General features: G+C 54.3%; 17 protein-coding genes. 7 read left to right on the top strand and 10 right to left on the bottom strand.

Going from position 1 to position 19,435, the window contains the following annotated elements; translation table 11 throughout:
- Positions 1 to 95: 95 nt before the first annotated feature.
- From hycI to BN1129_RS02470, 8 genes are all read right to left on the bottom strand, one after another.
- Positions 96 to 587: a hydrogenase maturation peptidase HycI gene (gene hycI / locus BN1129_RS02505; RefSeq protein WP_042034289.1), complete on the bottom strand. Its 492-nt coding sequence runs from the start codon at positions 585 to 587 to the stop codon at positions 96 to 98.
- Positions 587 to 1,000 (bottom strand): formate hydrogenlyase maturation HycH family protein, encoded by a 414-nt coding sequence (locus BN1129_RS02500; RefSeq protein WP_042034287.1) that lies wholly within the window; start codon positions 998 to 1,000, stop codon positions 587 to 589. Before BN1129_RS02500 ends, hycI begins: the two co-directional genes overlap by 1 nt.
- Positions 993 to 1,808: an NADH-quinone oxidoreductase subunit B family protein gene (locus BN1129_RS02495; protein WP_042034286.1), complete on the bottom strand. Its 816-nt coding sequence runs from the start codon at positions 1,806 to 1,808 to the stop codon at positions 993 to 995. The genes BN1129_RS02500 and BN1129_RS02495 overlap by 8 nt, the downstream gene beginning before the upstream one ends.
- Complete coding sequence (locus BN1129_RS02490) at positions 1,808 to 2,386, bottom strand: formate hydrogenlyase complex iron-sulfur subunit (RefSeq protein WP_042034285.1); 579 nt, start codon at positions 2,384 to 2,386, stop codon at positions 1,808 to 1,810. The genes BN1129_RS02495 and BN1129_RS02490 overlap by 1 nt, the downstream gene beginning before the upstream one ends.
- Before the next feature lie 9 nt (positions 2,387 to 2,395).
- The gene (locus BN1129_RS02485; protein ID WP_042034284.1) at positions 2,396 to 4,114 is read right to left on the bottom strand and encodes a hydrogenase large subunit; all 1,719 of its coding nucleotides are present in this window, start codon (positions 4,112 to 4,114) and stop codon (positions 2,396 to 2,398) included.
- A gap of 79 nt (positions 4,115 to 4,193) precedes the next feature.
- Positions 4,194 to 5,147: a respiratory chain complex I subunit 1 family protein gene (locus BN1129_RS02480; RefSeq protein ID WP_042034282.1), complete on the bottom strand. Its 954-nt coding sequence runs from the start codon at positions 5,145 to 5,147 to the stop codon at positions 4,194 to 4,196.
- 1 nt (position 5,148) lies between these two features.
- A complete protein-coding gene (gene hyfB, locus BN1129_RS02475; RefSeq protein ID WP_042034281.1) occupies positions 5,149 to 7,032 on the bottom strand; it encodes a hydrogenase 4 subunit B in 1,884 nt (627 codons plus the stop codon).
- Entirely contained in the window at positions 7,032 to 7,727 is a 696-nt protein-coding gene (locus BN1129_RS02470; protein WP_042034280.1) for a 4Fe-4S dicluster domain-containing protein, read from the bottom strand. The genes hyfB and BN1129_RS02470 overlap by 1 nt, the downstream gene beginning before the upstream one ends.
- Positions 7,728 to 8,754: 1,027 nt before the next feature.
- Between BN1129_RS02470 and BN1129_RS02465 the strand changes: the two genes are divergently transcribed.
- The 5 genes from BN1129_RS02465 to BN1129_RS02445 are packed head-to-tail and all read left to right on the top strand — an operon-like array spanning position 8,755 to position 13,520.
- Positions 8,755 to 9,999: a class-III pyridoxal-phosphate-dependent aminotransferase gene (locus BN1129_RS02465; RefSeq protein WP_042034279.1), complete on the top strand. Its 1,245-nt coding sequence runs from the start codon at positions 8,755 to 8,757 to the stop codon at positions 9,997 to 9,999.
- Entirely contained in the window at positions 9,999 to 11,060 is a 1,062-nt protein-coding gene (locus BN1129_RS02460) for a zinc-dependent alcohol dehydrogenase (RefSeq protein WP_042034278.1), read from the top strand. The genes BN1129_RS02465 and BN1129_RS02460 overlap by 1 nt, the downstream gene beginning before the upstream one ends.
- A 16-nt stretch (positions 11,061 to 11,076) precedes the next feature.
- Positions 11,077 to 11,712, top strand: a complete 636-nt coding sequence (locus BN1129_RS02455; protein ID WP_042034276.1) for an HAD family hydrolase — start codon at positions 11,077 to 11,079, stop codon at positions 11,710 to 11,712.
- A 44-nt stretch (positions 11,713 to 11,756) separates the two neighbouring features.
- Entirely contained in the window at positions 11,757 to 12,902 is a 1,146-nt protein-coding gene (locus tag BN1129_RS02450; RefSeq protein WP_042034274.1) for an MFS transporter, read from the top strand.
- 33 nt (positions 12,903 to 12,935) lie between these two features.
- Positions 12,936 to 13,520, top strand: coding sequence for a DUF1349 domain-containing protein (locus tag BN1129_RS02445; protein WP_042034272.1), 585 nt, complete (start codon positions 12,936 to 12,938; stop codon positions 13,518 to 13,520).
- A gap of 680 nt (positions 13,521 to 14,200) precedes the next feature.
- On the opposite strand, the gene BN1129_RS23035 is transcribed toward BN1129_RS02445, so the two are convergent.
- Together BN1129_RS23035 and BN1129_RS22095 are read right to left on the bottom strand one after the other, a co-directional pair.
- Positions 14,201 to 15,172, bottom strand: a complete 972-nt coding sequence (locus BN1129_RS23035) for a hypothetical protein (protein WP_157013233.1) — start codon at positions 15,170 to 15,172, stop codon at positions 14,201 to 14,203.
- The gene (locus BN1129_RS22095) at positions 15,099 to 15,737 is read right to left on the bottom strand and encodes an endonuclease NucS domain-containing protein (protein ID WP_167335262.1); all 639 of its coding nucleotides are present in this window, start codon (positions 15,735 to 15,737) and stop codon (positions 15,099 to 15,101) included. The genes BN1129_RS23035 and BN1129_RS22095 overlap by 74 nt, the downstream gene beginning before the upstream one ends.
- 770 nt (positions 15,738 to 16,507) lie before the next feature.
- Between BN1129_RS22095 and BN1129_RS02435 the strand changes: the two genes are divergently transcribed.
- Complete coding sequence (locus tag BN1129_RS02435; RefSeq protein ID WP_042034270.1) at positions 16,508 to 17,122, top strand: 4Fe-4S dicluster domain-containing protein; 615 nt, start codon at positions 16,508 to 16,510, stop codon at positions 17,120 to 17,122.
- Between the two features lie 119 nt (positions 17,123 to 17,241).
- Entirely contained in the window at positions 17,242 to 19,386 is a 2,145-nt protein-coding gene (gene fdhF, locus BN1129_RS02425) for a formate dehydrogenase subunit alpha (RefSeq protein ID WP_084204550.1), read from the top strand.
- The last annotated feature ends 49 nt before the right edge of the window (positions 19,387 to 19,435 follow it).

Here is a 19,435-nt window from a genome sequence, read left to right as displayed (position 1 = left end):
GCACGATTAACCCGATGTTTTTAATTTAACACCGGGTGTTTATCACATTGCCAAAGCAGTCAGTCAATAACGGGCGTTAACAGGCCTGTGCATAGTCATCGCTCGGCGTTGGTAATATTCCACTGGTCCAGCCGCTCTATTAACAAGCGGGTGTCCTTGGCGGCATCAAGATGTTGATAAAGATAATCCATCGCTTCGCTCACCATCTCGGTCATCGGGAAGGAGAAGGCGACGATGGCCGGTTGCACCCCGACAAAGATCACCTCGGGAACAAAGGTCTTGAGCTCGTCGATCAGGAAATTGAGCGGCATATTGTGGGTCGAGAAGATAAACATCTCGGCGATGGTGTCGGGGGGGATCACCTGCAGGGTGCCCGCCTTCTCGCCGATCTCGGCGGCATCCACCAGCACCACCCGCGCCGGTTGCAGCTCCCGCACCTTGTAGACCGCATTTTCCGGCGCGATGCCGCCGTCAATATGGATCCAGCCGGGCAGGGGGGCGGCTTGCAGTTTGTCCGCCAGCCAAGGGCCGGCACCGTCGTCCCCCATCATGGCATTGCCCACGGTCAACACGAGATTGCAGCCCATCAGCGGCTCCTTACCATCAGGTACATATGGGGGTCGTTATAGAGGGCGGTGAGCTGATCCATAAAGGTGTCGGTCCAGCCCAGCTCCTGCTCATCCAGCACATTGTCGGTCTTGCGCAGTCGGTCGAAGGCGCAGGCCAGCATGTGGCAGTGCTCGCGATAGATGGTGATCTCGCCAAAGGTGAGAAACCCCTCCATCTTGCGGCGCGCCTCGCTGCCTACGGGTAGCTTGGCCACCCAGTCGCGATAACCCGCCAGCGGGCAGACCAGATCGGCGCTCAGGCAATCGACAATGCCGAGGTGGTGGCCGATGGCGAGGCTGTAGTAGATCACCTCTTTCGCCTCTTCCGGCACATCGAACTGCTCATCCACAAACTTGCGGGAGAGGCGGTAAAAGTAAACCTGGTCAGCCATGTACGGGCTCCCCTTTGCTCAACCCCCGGTTAAGGCAGGCGCCCGCCAGGTTGTTGACGATCTCCGACAGGCGCGGGTCGTCATGTTGATCGAGATAGCTCCGGATGCGCAGATCCACATCCTGCTGGGTCGCCCCTTCGAGCAGCGCCATAAACTCGTCGGCGATGATCTGTCCCTGACGATAACCGGCCATGCGGCGCGCTTCACGCTCGATCATCACCCGAATTTCATTGGGGATGCCAGTGTGGCGCAGCTCCACCCGCGCCCCCGGTTGCACCTCGTGGCTGGTGGCTTTGAGTTTTTGCTCAAGCAGGCCGAGCGCCACCGCAAAGCCGTAGATGGTGGCCGCCGGCGTGGGCGGGCAGCCCGGAATATAGACATCCACCGGCACGATCTTGTCGGTGCCGCCCCAGACGCAGTAGAGATCGTGGAAGATGCCGCCATCGCAGCCGCAGGCACCGTAGGCGATGCAGATCTTGGGATCGGGGGCGGCCTCATAGGCGCGCAGGGCCGGTACCCGCATTGCCCGGGTCACCGCGCCGGTAAAGAGCAGGATGTCGGCGTGACGGGGGGAGGCGACCACCTTGATGCCGAAGCGCTCGGCATCGAACAGCGGGGTGATGGTGGCGAAGATCTCTATTTCGCAGGCGTTGCAGCCACCGCAATCGACCCGATAGACATAGGCCGAGCGGCGAATGTCTTTGAGCAGGGTCTTCTTGAGTTTGGTGATCTCGGGATCCTGTGCCAGTGGCACGGCGCGGGTATGGGCATGGCCGACAACCGGTTCTATGCCTTTGATCTTGCTCATCACATCCACTCCTGTTGTGCGGCTATCGGTGTGGCCATCGGTGTGGTCAGGGCCGAGTCAGGCTGGCTCAGCATGCTCTGTTTTCGTTTGCAGTCGGGGCAGTGGTGCAGTCGCTCTGGCGGCGCTAGCGGCTTGGCATCGCGAGCGAGCGGCGTACCTGCCTGCTTGAGGGTGTCCTCCACCAGCGCCACCAGTTTGCTCGGGGCAAAGTAGGTGCCGCACAGGGTGCAGGGGGCCAGCGCGAAGCGGGCCTCCTCATACAGGTCGGCCTTGTTGGTCACTGCCAGCTCGAACTCGGGGGAGAGGGCGATGGCGCGGGTCGGGCAGACCTCTTCGCAGCGGCCGCAGAAGATGCAGCGCGCCATGGAGAGCTCCCAGCGCCGCTCGCCGGTCTCCATGTCCACTTCCATCACCAGCGCATTGGCCGGGCAGGCCTTGGTGCAGGCGGCGCAGGCGATGCACTGATCCGCCTGATAGTTCGGTTTGCCGCGAAAATCCCGGTTCACCTCATAGGGGGCGAAGGGGTACTTGGCGGTCGGTGTGCCAGCCTTGAGGATGGTCTTGAACAGCTTGATCATGATGACCCCTTATTTCAGCGGAGAGTTTTTGCGGTCGATACCGTAGCGCTCGATCTCCTTGTAGGAGACCACGGTGGACTTGCCCTTCTTGGGGTCGACCAGGGTGACCCGATCGGTACAGGAGTAGCAGGGATCTAGACTGCCGATAATGAGCGGCGCATCGGCCACGGTATTGCCACGCAGCATGTAGCGCAGGGCGGGCCAGTTGGCGTAGGTGGCGGCGCGGCAGCGCCAGCGGAACAGCTTCTGGTTATCCCCCGTCATGCTCCAGTGGACGTTCTCGCCGCGGGGCGCTTCGGTAAAGCCCAGCGCAAATTTGCCCGGCTGATAGGTGAACCCTTCGGTGAGCAGTGGCCCCTCGGGCAGGTGCTCAAGACCGAACTCAATCATGTCGAGGGAGTCGTAGAGCTCGTGGATGCGCACCAGCACCCGGGACTGCACGTCGCAACCCGCCAGGGTCTGGATCTCCATCGGCAGTTCGCGATAGGCAGCAAAGTCGTGGACCCGGCGCACGTCACGCTTGAAGCCGCTGGCCCGCACCATGGGGCCGACGCAGCTGAAATCGCGGGCGATTTGCGGGTCGAGGCGGCCTATCCCCACCAGACGGGAGGTGATGTTGGCGGTGTCGAGCAGCATGGCCACCAGGGGTTTGAGCTCATCACGGAGTTCCCGCACCAGCTGGGCGCCCTTGATGCGATCTTCCTTGAAAATGTCGCGGCGCACCCCGCCAATCAGGTTGAGGCCGTAGGTCTTGCGGGCACCGGTCAGCAGCTCGGCCAGGGTCATGGATTTCTCCCGCACCCGGAAGAACTGCATAAAGCCGGTGTCGAAGCCGGTGAAGTGGCTCGACAGGCCGATGTTGAGGATGTGGCTGTGCAGGCGCTCCACCTCCAGCAGCACGGCGCGGATCATCTTGGCCCGCTCGGGCACCTTAATGCCCATGGCGTTCTCTACCGAGGTGGTGTAAGCGACGCTGTGGGTAAAGCCGCAGATGCCGCAGACCCGGTCGGTCAGAAACGCCACCTCGTTGTAGCCCATGCGGGTTTCTGCCAGCTTCTCCATGCCGCGATGGACATAGAAGAGGCGGTAGTCGGCGTCGATGATGTCTTCCCCATCGACAAACAGACGAAAATGTCCCGGCTCGTCCGAGGTGATGTGCAGCGGGCCGACCGGCACGATGCGGTTGGCCTCATTGCCCAGCTCATTGACGAAGGGGTAGGTCTCGGTGTCGGTGGTGGGCATGGGGCGCTGGCGGTAATCCATGGCGTCTTTGCGCAGCGGGTGGATATCTTCGGGCCAGTCATCCGGCAGCACCAGACGGCGTTCGTCCGGCAGACCGACGGCGCGCAGGCCGTACATGTCGCGGATCTCCCGCTCGCCCCATACCGCCGCCGGTATGGTCGGGGTGATGGAGGGGTACTCCTGTTCAATGGCGTTGACCAGCACCCGGACTGTGATCCAGCTCTTGGTGTCGCCCTCCATGGAGAAGACGTGGTAGACGGCGAAGTGGCCGTTGAGACTGCGCTCGTCATTGGCAAATGAAACCGAGAGCCAGCCCCCCTGCTTGTGAAAGATCAGGCTGGTGAGGGCCACCAGGCTGGTGGGCTTGACGGTCAGGGTGGCCTGATCGGCGGTCTGCCACTGCTCGTCGATGATGGCGTGGGGCAGTTGCGCTCGCAGTTGCTGGATATAGTCGCAACCGATGCGATCCGAAATGGCGATGGTCATGCAGTTCTCACTTTATGTTCGGGAATGAGCAATCGGAAAAGGTGAAATCGGAAAAAGCAGCTGTGAAGGCACTCATGGCTTATACCCCGACCAGATAGGCGAGCAGGGCCAACAGGGCCAGCCCCAAGCCATAGCGGGTGAGCTTGTGGGTGCGCACGAACTGGGTGCGGGCCATGGCATTTTCGATAATGCCCGCCAGCCCAAAGGCCACCAGCAGCTTGCAGAGCAGGATCAGGGCAGCCACTGCCAGTGCGGGCAGGCTCCAGTTCGCCGCTTTGCCGAAGGGGAGGAAGATCACCAAAAAGAGCTGCACCACTACCAGTTGCTTGAGGCCGATGCCGAGCTTGAGCAGCGCCAGTCCCGCGCCTGAGTATTCGGTGAGCGGCCCTTCCTGCAACTCCTGCTCTGCTTCGGCGCAGTCAAAGGGCAGCTTGCCCATCTCCACGAACACCGCGAAGGCGCAGGCGGCCCCGGCCAACAGGGTTGCGATGGGCGCAGCCAGCGGCTGGGTGGCCACATAGCTGCTGATGTTGCCCAGATCCGAGCTGCCCACCATCATCGCCATGATGAAGCAGGCGAGCATCAGAATAGGCTCCACCAGAATGCCCAGCGTCAGCTCGCGGCGGGCACCAATACCTGCAAACATGCTGCCGCTGTCGAGCCCCGCCAGAGAGAAGAAGAAGCGGAAGATGGCGAACAGGTAGATATCGGTGATGAGATCCCCGGCGATGGGAAAGGGGGACTTGTGGGTCAGGGTAGGTAGCGCCATCGCCACCAGCATCAAGGCGGCGATGAGCAGCGCAGGCATCAGGTTGAAGAGGATGCCGGCAGGCTCCGGGGTGACCTCCTGACGGCGCAGGAGCTTCCCGATATCCCGGTAATCCTGCAGCGGACCTGGCCCCTGACGGGAGTGCATTTTTGCCCGCAGCACCCGGTTGAACCCGGTGGCCAGCGGCGCCAGCGCCAGCATGGCGATGGCCTGGGTCAGGGCGAGGGCCACCATGCCCCAGCTCGGCATTTCAAGAACAGGCATATCAGACTCCTACAGCCATCAGGATAAAGAACGCCAGCACAAGGCCGTGCAAGAGCCAGCCAGCGGCAGAGGACGACGCACTCACCCCGTGCAGCGCAGTGGCCAGATCGAGCAGGGGCTGTTTGCGATAGAGGGGAGCGCAGAGCTGGCGCAGGGTATGGGTGACACCACCGGAGGTGAGGCTCATGCGCTCCTCGTAGGCATAACCACAGGCCCACGGCGTGCCAGCGTGACGACGACCGAGCTTGGGTCCCTTGAACAGCGCCACGACCAGCAGCGGGATCAGGAAGAGGCCAAAGAGGGTGATGGCAATCACGGGCGGTGAGAGGATCGCCTGAGAGCTGTCGAGCGGTAGCAGGGTCGCACCGGTGGCAACGCTCATCTGGCCCGTGACGTGAGCGGAGACGAGGGCCTGACCGTAGCCGCTGACAAAGGGGGCAATCCAGGGGGCGCCCAGACCCAGCACCAGACAGGCTGCGGCCAGCAGCAGGGTGCCTGCCACCATGGCATGGGGCACTTCGCGGGCCTGACTCGCTTTTTCGCTGCGCGGTGCACCGCAAAAGCAGATGCCGTACACCTTGACGAAACACATCACCGCCATGGCGCCAGTCACTGCCAGCATTACCACTGCCAGTGGGGCCACCACAGAGGTGCCGAGCCTGGTCATGGAAAGGAGCGCCTGATAGATAAACCACTCGCTGACAAAGCCGTTGAGCGGCGGCAGCGCCGAGATGGCCATGGCGCCGATAAGGAACGCCAGCGCGGTCCAGGGCATCAGCTTGGCAAGGCCCCCCATCTTGTCCATGTCGCGGGTGTGCAGGCGGAACATCACAGAGCCTGTGCCCATAAAGAGCAGGCTCTTGAAGATGGCGTGGTTGAGCAGGTGATAGAGGGCACCGAGCAGCCCCAGTACCACCAGCACCGGTTGCTGGTTGGCGATGCCGATCATGCCGATCCCCATCCCCATCAGTATGATGCCGATGTTCTCGACCGTGTGGTAGGCGAGCAGCCGCTTGAGATCGTGCTCGGCCAGCGCAAACAGCACCCCGAGCACTGCCGAGCAGGCACCGAAGATCAGCACCATGTAACCCCACCAGAGCTGGCTGGCGCCGAGAAAATCGATGCTGACCCGCAAAATGCCGAACAGCCCGAGCTTCACCATCACCCCCGACATCAGCGCCGAGATATGGGAGGGGGCAACGGGCTCGGCGACGGGCAGCCAGCCGTGCAGCGGCACGAAACCGGCGCGCAGGCCAAAGCCGCAGAAGCTGAGCAGGAACACCAGCGAGGCCAATGTGCCCGCCAGATGGTGCTCACGAAGGGCTGCGAACTCCAGCGAGCCTGACTCGCGGCAGAGCAGCCAGAAGGCGACTAGTACCAGCGCCATGCCGATATGGTTCATCACCAGGTAAAGGCGGCTCTGTTTGGCGGCCTCCGGGTTGGTTTTGACCAGCCAGTAGGTGGTGAGTGTCACCAGCTCGTAGCAGAGCAAAAAGCCCAATGCGTTGTCGGCCAGCACCATGCCCACCATGGCGAACAGGAAGAGGTTCATCAGCACGCCAATGGCCACATCCCCCTTGCCCTGATATTCGCGAATATAGGCAAAGGAGTAGAGGGAGACGGCGACGCCCACGAGCGTTATTACCAGCAGCATCAGTGCCGCCAGCATATCCAGATGCACCGAACCCAGTAGCCAGATCTGGCCGTCGATCGGCGCATCTTGGGCCAGGGCCTTGATGGCGGCAACCACACCGGCCAGCGAACCCAACAGGGCAAAGCCGCTATTGAGGCGGTTGGCCAAAGAGGCGTACGTTTGCAGCAGCAGACCGGCCACGGCGCCCAATAGGAAGAGCACAAGGGTGCCCATAACAAGCGGGGACAACATCAGCAGGAGCCCTCAGTGAGTGAAGCGTCGGATGAAACAGGCGTCGCCGTGGCGGTTGAGCAAGCTGAGGTCGCGCAAGCAGACGCCGAGAATGCGGGGGCACCTTGTGGGTGGGCATTGGCCGCTTGCAGGCGGCGATCGCGGGCGGCGTTGGCACAGGCAGTGTCGTTGACGATAGAGAGCGCCTGGGAGGGGCAGGCCTCGATGCAGGCGGGGCCATCGGCGCGGAACTCACACAGATCGCATTTGACTGCGATGCTGCGCACGCCGGGCTCCCAGCTCAGCAGATCTGAACCAAAGCAGCGCAGACCGGCAGAAGTGGAGGGGTTGCTGGAGCGGATGGAGCAGGGGATATAGGTGTCGTAGCTATTGGCCATGGCCACCGGACGGCTGCCACCGCTCTGGATGGCGCCGAACGGGCAGGCTACGGCGCAGAGGTTGCAGCCGATGCAGAGTGACTCGTTGAGCTGCACGCAATCGTCGGTCTGGCGGATCGCCTCGACCGGACACACCTTGATGCAGGGGGCCTCTTCACAGTGACGGCACTGAACCGGCATGGTCGCCTGCTCGTGTCGCATGACGGTTAAACGGGGGGCTTGCTGCAAACCTTGCGCCTTGTGCACCGTGCTGCAGGCCGCCATACAGGTGCCACAGCCAATACACAGCTTGGGGTCAGCGATAACGAAGCGGTTCATAGCCTACCTTGTCGTGTCGCGAACGGAGAGAATAGGGGCAAGATGGCAAAATGCGGGCCAGATTGGTCCGGGGCGTGAAATTGATTCCAAGATGCTGTTTTAAATAGGGTTTAAATTTGGCGTTGCGCCGTAATAAGGGCGTGGCACTGTGTCGACATCTGACGTTCGTCATTTGTGACGAAGGGAGGGGAGGGCTCGTCACAATAAGGTGCACACCTGAAACATTAATATCTTAATTGTCATTTAAGGGATTAAAACAGAACACTCTCCGCTGTTAGACTCTCAATGAGGAGGTCACGCTTAAGAAGTAGCTAAAAATGAAATAAATAACTATTAAATTGTTATATCAAAGTTATAGAGTTTGTTTTTTCCAGCTATGATGAAATTTAAATCTGATTTTAAAGTTTTTAATTGTCATTCATGACCAAATGAAACCGCTTTCCGGGGGCTCATTGGAAACTATTTGGTGACATGTGAATCTGTATGGGATATTAGTATTATTAGTGTTTTTGGGCATCGATTATTTGTATCTGCAATGTTGGTCATTTTTTAAAGTGGCAGCTGAAGATCAATCTTTGATGGGTTTCAGTTCCTGCTGATGCTTGATTGAACCGGTCACTTTCCTCTCGGATGTTTATTGTTCAAGATGCTTGGTATTTGGATGGAGTGTGATATGTAACATAGACGCTTAATCACTGAGTGTGTCTGTAGAGTGATGTATGTTATTTAACAAAATCATCAGTATTAATTACGCTGGCCAATACTTTAGCTGATGAAATTGTTAATTATTGCATGTCTTGGCTGTGTGATTTTTAATAAACGCCGACTCTTCATACACTGTGCTTTATTCTGTAAAGTTCAGCACGCTTGCTCGTGTAATAACTGCTGATGTAATTATTCGGCAGGGGAAAACCACGTCCAATTTTTTATGCAAGTAATGGCCGAGCCTAGTCTGGTTTATCTGCATAGAGATAAAGAGCTGTGGTAAATGTGATGCTTGTATGTAAGCAAATTAAGGAGTGTATAAATGGAAGACTTTTTCACAAAAAACATGTCGCGTTATCGTGGTGATGGTCCATATCTGTATGTCGATGATGTCAAGAATATAGACGCGGCATCTGGAACATTCAATCTTCCGCTTGGCTATACTCATCCGCGACTGGCCAATAAATTGAAGCAGCAAATAGACAGATGCGCTCACCTTAGTTCTGCTTACACATGGGAAATGTCGCAACACATACTTAAAAAATTGCGCAAGCATACACCACCCGCAATAGATAGAATCTGGTTGCGTGATGTGTCTGGCTCTGGTGCAGTTGAATGTGCAATCAGAATGGCACAAAAATATACCAAGCGTTCGGGTGTCATATCACTTTATTTGTCACATCATGGACAATCTCTCGCTACCGCCCAGATTTCAGGCAATGCATTCCGTATCAAGAATTTCAACATCAACATAGCGGGTTCATTAAAAATACCTACCCCGCCAAGTATCATGGCGATGAATGCTGATGATACCTCTTTGGCGAGTTACCCTGATCTGGATGAAATGCTGCAGTTAGGTTCCAACGATAATATAGCATGCCTTATTATCGAGCCGATTATGGGTAATGGTGGCAATATCGTTATCCCGCAAGAGTTTTACCGGTCTCTCAGGGAGTTCTGCCATAAAAATGGCATTGTTATAATTGCTGATGAAGTTCAGACGGGGTTTGGCCGTACCGGAACATTTTTTGCCTCTAATGGTTACGCAAAAGAGCTGGACCCGGACATCATAGTATTTGCCAAAGGCGCTGGTGGTATCGGTATTCCGACTGCCGGGGTATTGATGAAACCAGAGCTTGATGTATTGGAATCTTTTGAACACTCCAGCACGTCTGGGGCCAACCCACTATCCCTGGTGGCGCTTAATGAGGTCATTGACATCATTGAGGATGAGGCGATTCTGGCAAACGTGACAGAGAATGAAGAATTTTTGCGTGATAGTTTATTGTCTCTGCAGAGCAAATACCGTGATATTTCAGGTGTTCGCGGATTAGGCTACATGTTTGGCTTTGACACACCATCAGCAGAATATGCAGCCAAGGCAATAGAAATTGCTGCCAGTCGTGGCTTGATTATCCGTGGTGCGCGTTATGGAAAAAGCCGGGCGTTAAAAGTTCGTCCACCCTTGATTTGTACCCGTCAACATTTGGCTGAAATTATTTTAAAGCTGGATGAAACATTTTCTGTAATGAGCAAAGTTCATTCATTAGTGAAGGAAGTCGCATAATGCTGGCACTCAAATATTCAAAGTCGTGGCAAGTCGATGTAGTGAAGGTAAACGATCTTGCTTGTCTTGAGGCGGATGACGTTGTGGTCGATATTGCGGTATGCGGTATTTGTGGGACTGATGTTGGCATCATCAGTGGCGCATATCCGGTCGCCGTGCCGGGCACCACGCTGGGTCATGAGACCAGTGGCGTTGTGACCCGGATTGGTCAGGGAGTGACAAGGCTCAAGGTTGGGGATCGTGTTGTGGTTAACCCGACTTATGCCTGTGGCGAGTGCAGGATGTGCCAGACGGGCAATCCCAACCACTGCGAACAAAAAATGGGGACCGAAGCCGGTGTGTCCTATGATGGCGCTTTTGCTCATCAGTATCGCGCCAAAGAGGCTTTTCTACGCAAATTGGATGACCACGTCAGTATGGAAGCCGCTTCTCTGACCGAACCCCTGAGCTGTACCATTACCGGTGTCGATAAGCTGGCGATTACCCACACCAATATTCGGGCCGCCGTGGTCGGGGCAGGCCCAATGGGGATGCTCTATCTGTGGGTTTTGTATCATCAAGGCCTCAAACCCTTCCTGGTGGAAAACAATCCGGGCCGTAGCGAGTTCGCCAGGGAATGCCTGCCGCCATCGACCATGTTATATAGTGATTTCGAGCAGGCACTGGAACAGGAATACGGCAGTAAACAGAGTCAGATCGACTTGTGTGTCGATACGACCGGCCAACTTACCGAGCTTGTTTTCTCCCATTTGGCTCCGGGTGGGAAACTACTGAATGTGGCGTTGAAAGACAAACATGCCAAATTGGATGTGTTGAAAATTGCAGATAAAAGTCTGTCTGTCATTGGATCCATCGACTCCTTGAATAACAGTTTTGAGCGGGCCTATGTGATGATCCGGGATGGTGACATTCCAGTGGCAAAGCTGATCAGTCATGTGTTCGATTTTTCAGATTATCAGGAAGCCTTCAAAACAGTTGGCTGTGATATTGCCAATAAGACAATGACGCCATTTTTTACGCCGAACTGTAAGGTGCTGGTGCGTCTGGCAGATATAAACTAACGGTTAGAGAAACATCATGCAGCCCATTACGGTTATATTTGATATTGATGGCGTCATCGTTGATAGTGAACAACTTCACTTTGATGTATTACGCCATTTGGCTCCAGACCATGCCTGTGACTATCAGCCTCAGCAGTTGATTGGCTTAAGTTTGGAAGAGACGCTTGAACATATAAAAGTCCCGCAAGCGCTTCAATCAGACATTGTTTCAAAAACCATTTCCACCTATAAGGAAAAGTTAAACGAGGCATATCTTCGCCCGGGTGTCGTGACTTTGACGGCGGCCTTGCAGAAGTTAAATATCAAGTTTGGATTTGTCTCTACCGCCCCCAGAGATATCTGCTTGGCCAATATCGCATTACTCGGCCTAACAGAGGCGCCTGTGCTGATTTCTGGTGATGATGTGGCACGAACCAAGCCGCATCCAGACCCCTATCTGGCCATGCTTGCGTTATTGAATACGTCTGCGGAAAAGGTGGTGGTGATCGAAGATACCGATCTCGGTGTGCTGGCTGCAATACGTGCCGGGATTGAACATGTATATGCCTGGCCACATGCGTTATCTGATCAACAACACTATGAAAATACTGTCGCCATCATTGAACAATTAAGCGACATTGATGCTTTTAAATCGTTTTACCCCGCAGTCTGATCTCTTGCTCCCTGAATGCAGGGAGCTGTTTTAGGAAGTTCATTATGTCAGAGTTAGCCATACCGCTTTTTATCCAGCAACCCGTACAGGCAACGCGAAAAGCATTCTTTATTGCAGGTTTCAGTCTGGCCACATGGGCCCCGCTTATCCCACTCGTCAAAGAACGTTTGCAAGTCGAGAATGGCACCATGGGGGCGATATTGCTGGCCTTTGGTCTCGGTTCACTGCTGATGATGCCACTATCAGGGATGCTGGCGTCACGCTATGGCTGCAGACGTGTTTTTACCTCGGCGTTATTGGTTGTACTGCTCACCTTGCCGGCACTGGTTGTGTTGGATCAGGTTTTGCCAATTGCGATAGCGTTATTCATATTCGGGGCAGGAATAGGCGCCATGGATGTGGTGGTCAATATTCATGCTGTCATCACTGAAAAACGTGCGAACAAGCCCATTATGTCAGGCTTTCATGCTCTGTTCAGTCTGGGCGGCATTACCGGGGCAGGGGTGGTCAGTGCGCTATTGGCGCTCGGCGTCTCGTCGCTGAACGTCGTTTTTATGGTGCAATTTTTTCTGGTGCTGTTAATCCTGTCAGCCTGGCAGGGATTGCTCAATGAATCGGAACAACGTGATACGCCATTTTTTGTGTTGCCACATGGCAGTGTCATCATTTTGGGCGCCCTGTGCTTTATTGCCTACATCATGGAAGGGGCGATGCTCGACTGGAGTGGCATACTGTTGCTGGGTCAGCCAAATGTGAATGCCAATCAAGCCGGGGTCGGTTATACCCTGTTTGCCGTGACCATGACGATTGGCCGATTTACCGGTGATCGTGTGATCGCCATGTTTGGCCATAAACGAGTGTTTGTATCCAGTGCAATATTGGCGACCGGTGGATTTACCATATTGGTGCTCAGTACCTCTCTCTGGATGCTGGCGTGTGCCTTTTTGTTGATTGGTCTCGGTCTGGCCAACGTCGCCCCCATGTTATTTACCGCCTCTGGTCGTCAGAAAGCCATGCCCGATGCGCTGGCGGTGGCTGCGGTGTCAACGATGGGGTACTCAGGTATTCTGATTGGGCCGGCCATCATAGGGGGGCTTGCTCACATCTTCTCTTTAATTGGTGCGTTTACCTGCGTAACCTTGCTCTCTTGCGCACTGTTTCTCAGTTACCGCAAGGTACAGCTTGATTGAGGCCCCGCCTATATTGCTAAGGAAGCGAATTCGATGAAATGTGACACAAAGAAATGGTATTGGCTCAACGAGCCAGCCACCTGGCACTTGAACGAAGGTAAATTGCAGGTGGTGACCGACCACAAGAGTGATTTTTGGCAAACGACCTGGTACGACTTTCAGCGCCATTCTGGCCATGTTTATGGCTGTGAAGTGGAGGGCGATTTTACGTTTCAAGTGTGCGTCGAAGGCGACTACACCACGCTATATGACCAGGCTGGCCTGATGTTGATTCAGAACGAGCAGCACTGGTTAAAAGCAGGCATTGAGTTCAATGATGCGCAACCCATGATAGGGAGTGTATTAACCAACCCTTGCTCTGACTGGGCAACGGGCGTGTTTACAGGCCATGCAGGCCGCTTCTGGCTGCGCTTGACGTTAGCCAATGGTGCTTTGCGGTTGCAGTATTCCTGCGATGGTGAGCATTGGCCCTTGTTGCGCCTCTGTCCCTTCTCGGCGGCATCATGCAACTTTATCGGCATCATGTGCTGTACGCCGGAGCGTGAAGGGTTGGCGGTGACCTTCTCTGATATGCGTCTTTCCCCTCCGCTTGGCAAAGCACTGCACGATCTGAGCTAGTCAGGGCAGGGCGCTGTCACCATAACAGCGCAGTGCGGTGCATTGGCATCTGCCATTGCACCGCCATTGCTGATAGCTGGCCGCGTAATAAATGACACCAGCCAGACCATCCGTCCCACGTCTGCCAAGCCGTCAGTGACTGCCGTGCCATTGCGGTGACGGTTGTCACTGCGGGCGTCAGCGCCGATGCCGTTCACCCCCGCCAATATCCACCTGCGAGCCCGGTTCATCACCCGTTTTGGCAGGATCCCGAACTGATCCTGCGCGCACTATCAGGAAAACCGTGATAAATAATCACATGTGCAAGGTGAGTCAGATGATTAATCTTCCGGCGATTGCAATACAGAGATGCTGACCAATATATGGAGGGCTCTGTGGGTAAAGAGGCTGGAATGGGGTGGCGACAGCGTCTTTATTTGATATGTGAGAGGGAAGGGATGACGGGAACGTAACGTGGCCGCCATAACAGCAGCCGCTATCAAGTAAAGCGAGAGTGGATATATAGGTAGGGTGCAATGAACGAAGTGAATTGCACCACTAATTTAATGCGTAAAAGCAGAGGCGCAATGCGCTGCGCTTATTGCACCCTACGGGACTAATAAAACCCTTTGAGATAACATAATTCATCAAGTTATTTATCCATTGCTTTTATATATGGCAGCGTATCTTTGATCAAAGCGTTATTGTAATTTTAGACCGATTTCTGACATGAAAATTGCATAATCACACATGAACTTTAGATTATGTTCCCTGTAGTTATATATATTGCTTTCTGGCACAAGTGGAACTTTAACTCTTCGAAGTTCACCTTTCTTGCTTAACGTGAGTAACGATATTTCAATAGTTCCATCTTCTTGTGCCCAAACCTCAAAAAGTGGGTATTCAATATTTACATTTCTCATTGCAACGTCATCAAATTTGAACGTTTCATTGAAGTGCTGATGTGTCATCCAACGCAGCTCAGAGCCATATGTGATAGTAATAAACTCGCTAGGACTTAATCTAATATTTTCCCCATTCCAATTGAATATACTGACAACATATCTAACCCCATTGTTCTCTTTACTTACTAGTTGGAACGTTGGTACATAATCAGTTTGTTCTAAAGCAATGCCATATAATGTAACTGGAGTGTTTGATAAACTGTAAATATAACAAGAAACTTTGGCTTTTAGATCTCGGCTTTTAATGCCATCCATTAATTTAGGTATGATACCGGACCAGTAACTATTTCCCTCCGTAATAGAACTTAAGTCATCAGTAAACTCTGACCATTGAGCTGGAAATTGTGGTGATGTTATTTTAATTAAGTAATTAGATGAGCCGCCTTCTATATACATAGCATCTCTAATTAAATCTTCGTCTGATATGATTTTATAGTTGTCATAAAATCGACCACTTCGATTCGCTACCACTAATTGCCAATCATAACTGATTACTCTAAGTTTCTCAGGGTATCCTATTTCCATATCATCGTATGAAAACATAGAGTAAGGGATTGCAGATATGAAATTATCATCTGGATTATCAAGGTCATTATCCCAGTCAATTTTTTCTTTTATTTTGATTGTTTCATTTTTATCGGCAGTTAACAATGGTGAGGAAAAAAAAATAAACAGCATGTGGATATATAACAGAGCGGTTATTTCCATGATAGTCACAGGAAATTAAAAAATGATCATTCACTCCAATAGATTTTAATGCACTAGAGATTTTAGAAAAACTAGAGTTTCTTTTAGATGGATTTTTATACAAATATACCATCTGTATAGGGGAGAAATGTAATGGAAGATGCACCGGTGCCAATGAAATTTCTTTTGATGAAATAGGCATTCCTTGCTCATCAATAGATATCTGAATTCCTTTAGTAGGATATGGTGTGATTTTTAAATATTCTGTGAATGGGACTCTTAATTCATGCCATGTAGTCGAAACAAGAATTGCTCGAATTGAATTTTGGCTAACCCCAAGTTGGGAACTTAAAATTGATAAATATTTAAATAATTCATGTATTCCCTGTCTAGCCGCTTGGTCACTGCGCTTTAATTCAATTACAACATAATTATTGAATTCGTCTTTAGCTAGTATGTCAACACGTCCATTAGTGCCGAAGTTATTATTTAGATTGAATTCTTTAGCAATGAATGTAAGCCCGGGTTCCAGAATTTTTAAATTCTCAGCAAATCTATCTCTAATAGTGTTTTCACATATAGTCAATTTATTAGCTCCATAATTTATGTTGTACATCATCTAAGAGAAAAACTGAAAATGTCTAATATATGATGTTTAGATGCATGTTTTTGATTAAGCTAAATTTAAATTAATTGTCACATTGTAAATCAATGAATGTCTACAGATAAGTTAGTTACATTATCGTCTGCTGCTATTGGCCCAAGCGGACTATTTTATTTATTTCATTAAAATAACACCTTAGAGATGGGTTGTCATGTGAGACATTTTATTTCATTAGATAAAAAACAGTAGCGAAAGGTGTTGGAAACCGGATCTTGTTCAAAAAAATGGGTCAATAGAGGGTTTTTTTTGTTCTTTCTTCCTTACGACCAACACCTTTCAAATAGCAAAACTAAACATTTTAGCCGTCGCTCTGCTCTCTCCAGGCCTGCTAACACTGCCTTGCGTCCTGTTGCCGCCATGCCATATGTGTCGTCGGCAGGTCGGCTTCTCCGATGGTGAAGAGGGTTGTCATTAGGGTGTCGAGCTCGTCACTTTTGTCGTGTCGACCACAGTGCTGCGGGGCTGTCGTCATCGTCACCGGCCTGACATTCTACGACCGGCACTCTGATTACCCCTTTACATTCAGTGGCTTGTGAATTTTATTTCGCTCATGTCCGTTTTTGGTCTGATAAATGCTCGGTGAGTAGGTCGGCTGCGTCGCCGGTGTGTGAGTGTGGGCCCCCCGGGGCTGGCACCTGGGCACGCCGGGCGATGCCAGTGCGGCAGTAACGAACCATTTAGGATCCCTCTCTATGAACAGCTTCGTGATTGCAGATCCCAGTCTCTGTATTGGGTGTCGTACCTGTGAGGTGGCCTGCGCCGTGTCACACCAGTCAAGCTCCGGCAGCGGGACCCTTGAGCGGGAGGGGGGCCTGCAGCTTGCCATCGAGGATGGACATCTGGTCTCCAAAGACAGCTATTTCCAGCCGCGCCTGAAGGTGATCGTGGGCAGCAAGGTGACCACGCCTGTGCTCTGCCGCCAGTGTGAAGACAAGCCGTGCGCCCTGGCCTGCCCCAACAATGCCATCGTGACCGAAGATGGTTGCGTCAAGGTGTTGCAGGCGCGCTGTATCGGCTGCAAATCCTGTGTGGTGGCCTGTCCTTACGGTGCCATGGCGGTGGTGGTGAAAGAGGTGGCGCCCGCTGCCGATGCGCTGTTCAAGCGCCCGCAGACCAAGGCGCAAGCCTTGAAGTGCGACCTCTGCCGTCACCGCGAGGCGGGCCCGGCCTGTGTCGAGGTGTGCCCGACCCAGGCGCTGCGGCTGGTGACGCCGGCATCGCTCGGCGAGTTGAATCGCCAGAAGCAGCTGGCCAGTGCCGAGGCGATGGGGGCCTGCCAGCGCCAGCCGGTGTTGGCACGGGGATAAAGCATCGGGATGGCGTGCGCAGCCCCTGGCTGACGGACGCTTGCGCCCCTGTGCTGTCTACCCCTGACCAGCCATTTTCGTTAAAGGCCTTTTACCGTTAACAAACAAGAGTGTGAGTCATGAAAAAAGTCATTACTGTCTGCCCCTATTGCGGCACCGGTTGCAAGATCAACCTGCTGGTTGAAAACGACAAGGTGGTGGGGGCCGAAGGCGCCAACGGCCGGACCAACGAGGGGCAGCTCTGCCTCAAGGGCTATTACGGTTGGGATTTTTTGAACGACACCAACCTGCTGACCCCCCGTCTCAAGAGCCCGATGATCCGCCGCGAGCGCGGTGGCAAGCTCGAATCCGTCTCCTGGGATGAGGCGATCGACTTTGCCAGCAGCCGTCTGGCTGCCATCAAGGCGACCTACGGTGCCGACGCCATCATGACCACCGGCTCGGCCCGTGGCCCGGGTAACGAAGCCAACTATGTGATGCAAAAATTTGCCCGCGCTGTGCTGGGGACGAACAACGTCGACCACTGCGCGAGGGTGTGACACGCACCCTCAGTCTCCGGTCTGGAGACAACGGTAGGCAACGGCGCCATGAGCAACGCCATTCCCGAAATTCAAGAGACCAAGTGCCTGCTGGTGTTTGGTTACAACGCTGCTGACTCTCACCCCATCGTCGCCCGCCATATCCTCAAGGCGAAGGCGAACGGGGCCAAGGTGATTGTGTGTGATCCCCGCATGGTGGAGACCGCCCGCATCGCCGATCAGTGGCTGCCGCTCAAAAACGGTTCCAACATGGCGCTGGTTAACGCCTTTGCCAACGTGTTGATCAGTGAAGGGCTCTATAACAAGGCGTTCGTCGCCAACTACACCGAAGGGTTCGACACCTTCAAGGCGACAGTCGCCAAGTACACCCCGGAATATGTGGAGGGGATCACTGGCCTGAAAGCCGCCGATATCCGCGCCGCCATTCGCACTTATGCCGCCTCGCCTGCATCCATGATCCTGTGGGGCATGGGGGTGACCCAATACGGTCAGGCCGTGGATGTGGTCAAAGGGCTGGCAGGGCTTGCGCTGCTGACTGGCAACTTCGGTCGCCGCGGCACCGGTTGCGGCCCGGTGCGCGGGCAGAACAACGTGCAGGGCACCTGCGACATGGGGATGCTGCCGCACCAGTTCCCGGGTTATCAGTCGGTGAGCGATCCGGCCATCAGCGCCAAGTTCGCCAAAGCGTGGGGCGTGCCGTCCCTCTCCCAGAAGCCCGGCTATCGGCTGACGGAGCTGAGTCACAAGGTGGAGGAGGGCAAGTGCAAGGCCTTCTACATCTTTGGCGAAGATCCGGCGCAGACTGAAGCCGATCTGGCCCAGTTCCGCCGCACCTTGGGCGGCATGGATCTGGTGATCGTGCAGGATATCTTCATGACCCAGACCGCCGAGATGGCGGATGTCATTTTGCCTGCCACCAGTTGGGGCGAGCACGAGGGGGTTTACAGCTCGGCAGATCGCGGCTTCCAGCGCTTCTACAAGGCGGTGACACCGCCACAGAACGTCAAGCCCGACTGGGCCATCTTCTCGCTGATGGCCACCGCCATGGGGTATCCCATGGAGTACCAGAACACGCAAGAGATCTGGGACGAGATGCGCGCCCTTTGCCCGCTCTATACCGGGGTCAGCTACGACAAGATAGCGGATCTCAAGAGCGTGCAGTGGCCTTGCCCGACCGAGGATCACCCGGGCACCAGCACCCTGTTCGAGGGGAATGTGTTCACTACCCCGAGTGGCAAGGGCCAGCTGATCGCCGCCGAGTGGCGTGCGCCGCTGGAGCAGCCTTGTGCCGAGTATCCGCTGGTGCTCTCTACCGTGCGGGAGGTCGGGCACTACTCCTGCCGCTCCATGACCGGTAACTGCTCGGCGCTGCAGACCCTGGCCGATGAGCCGGGCTATGTGCAGATCCACCCGAGCGATGCGCAAAAGCTCGGGGTGAAGGATCAGGCGCTGGTCTGGATCTCGTCGCGGCGCGGCAAGGTGATCACCCGGGCCAACTACAACGAGCGGGTCAACGCCGGTGTGGTCTATATGACCTACCAGTGGTGGATCGGGGCGTGCAACGAGCTGACCATAGAGCACCTTGATCCTGTCTCCTACACGCCCGAGTACAAGTACTGCGCGGTGAAAATCGAGCGCATTGAAGGTCAGGCTGAGGCGGAGGTGTACGTCCAGACCGAGTACAGCGCGCTCAAGGCGAAATTGCGCAGCGCAGCCAAAGGTTAGTCCGGCGACAACAGGGTCATCCTGCATAAATAAGGTGTTCCCGACTTAT

Origin of the sequence: Aeromonas popoffii, from assembly GCF_000820025.1 — a bacterium.
Classification (GTDB): domain Bacteria; phylum Pseudomonadota; class Gammaproteobacteria; order Enterobacterales; family Aeromonadaceae; genus Aeromonas; species Aeromonas popoffii.
Note: the sequence above shows the minus strand (reverse complement) of the source record. Positions and strands in the feature narration are given on the sequence as shown.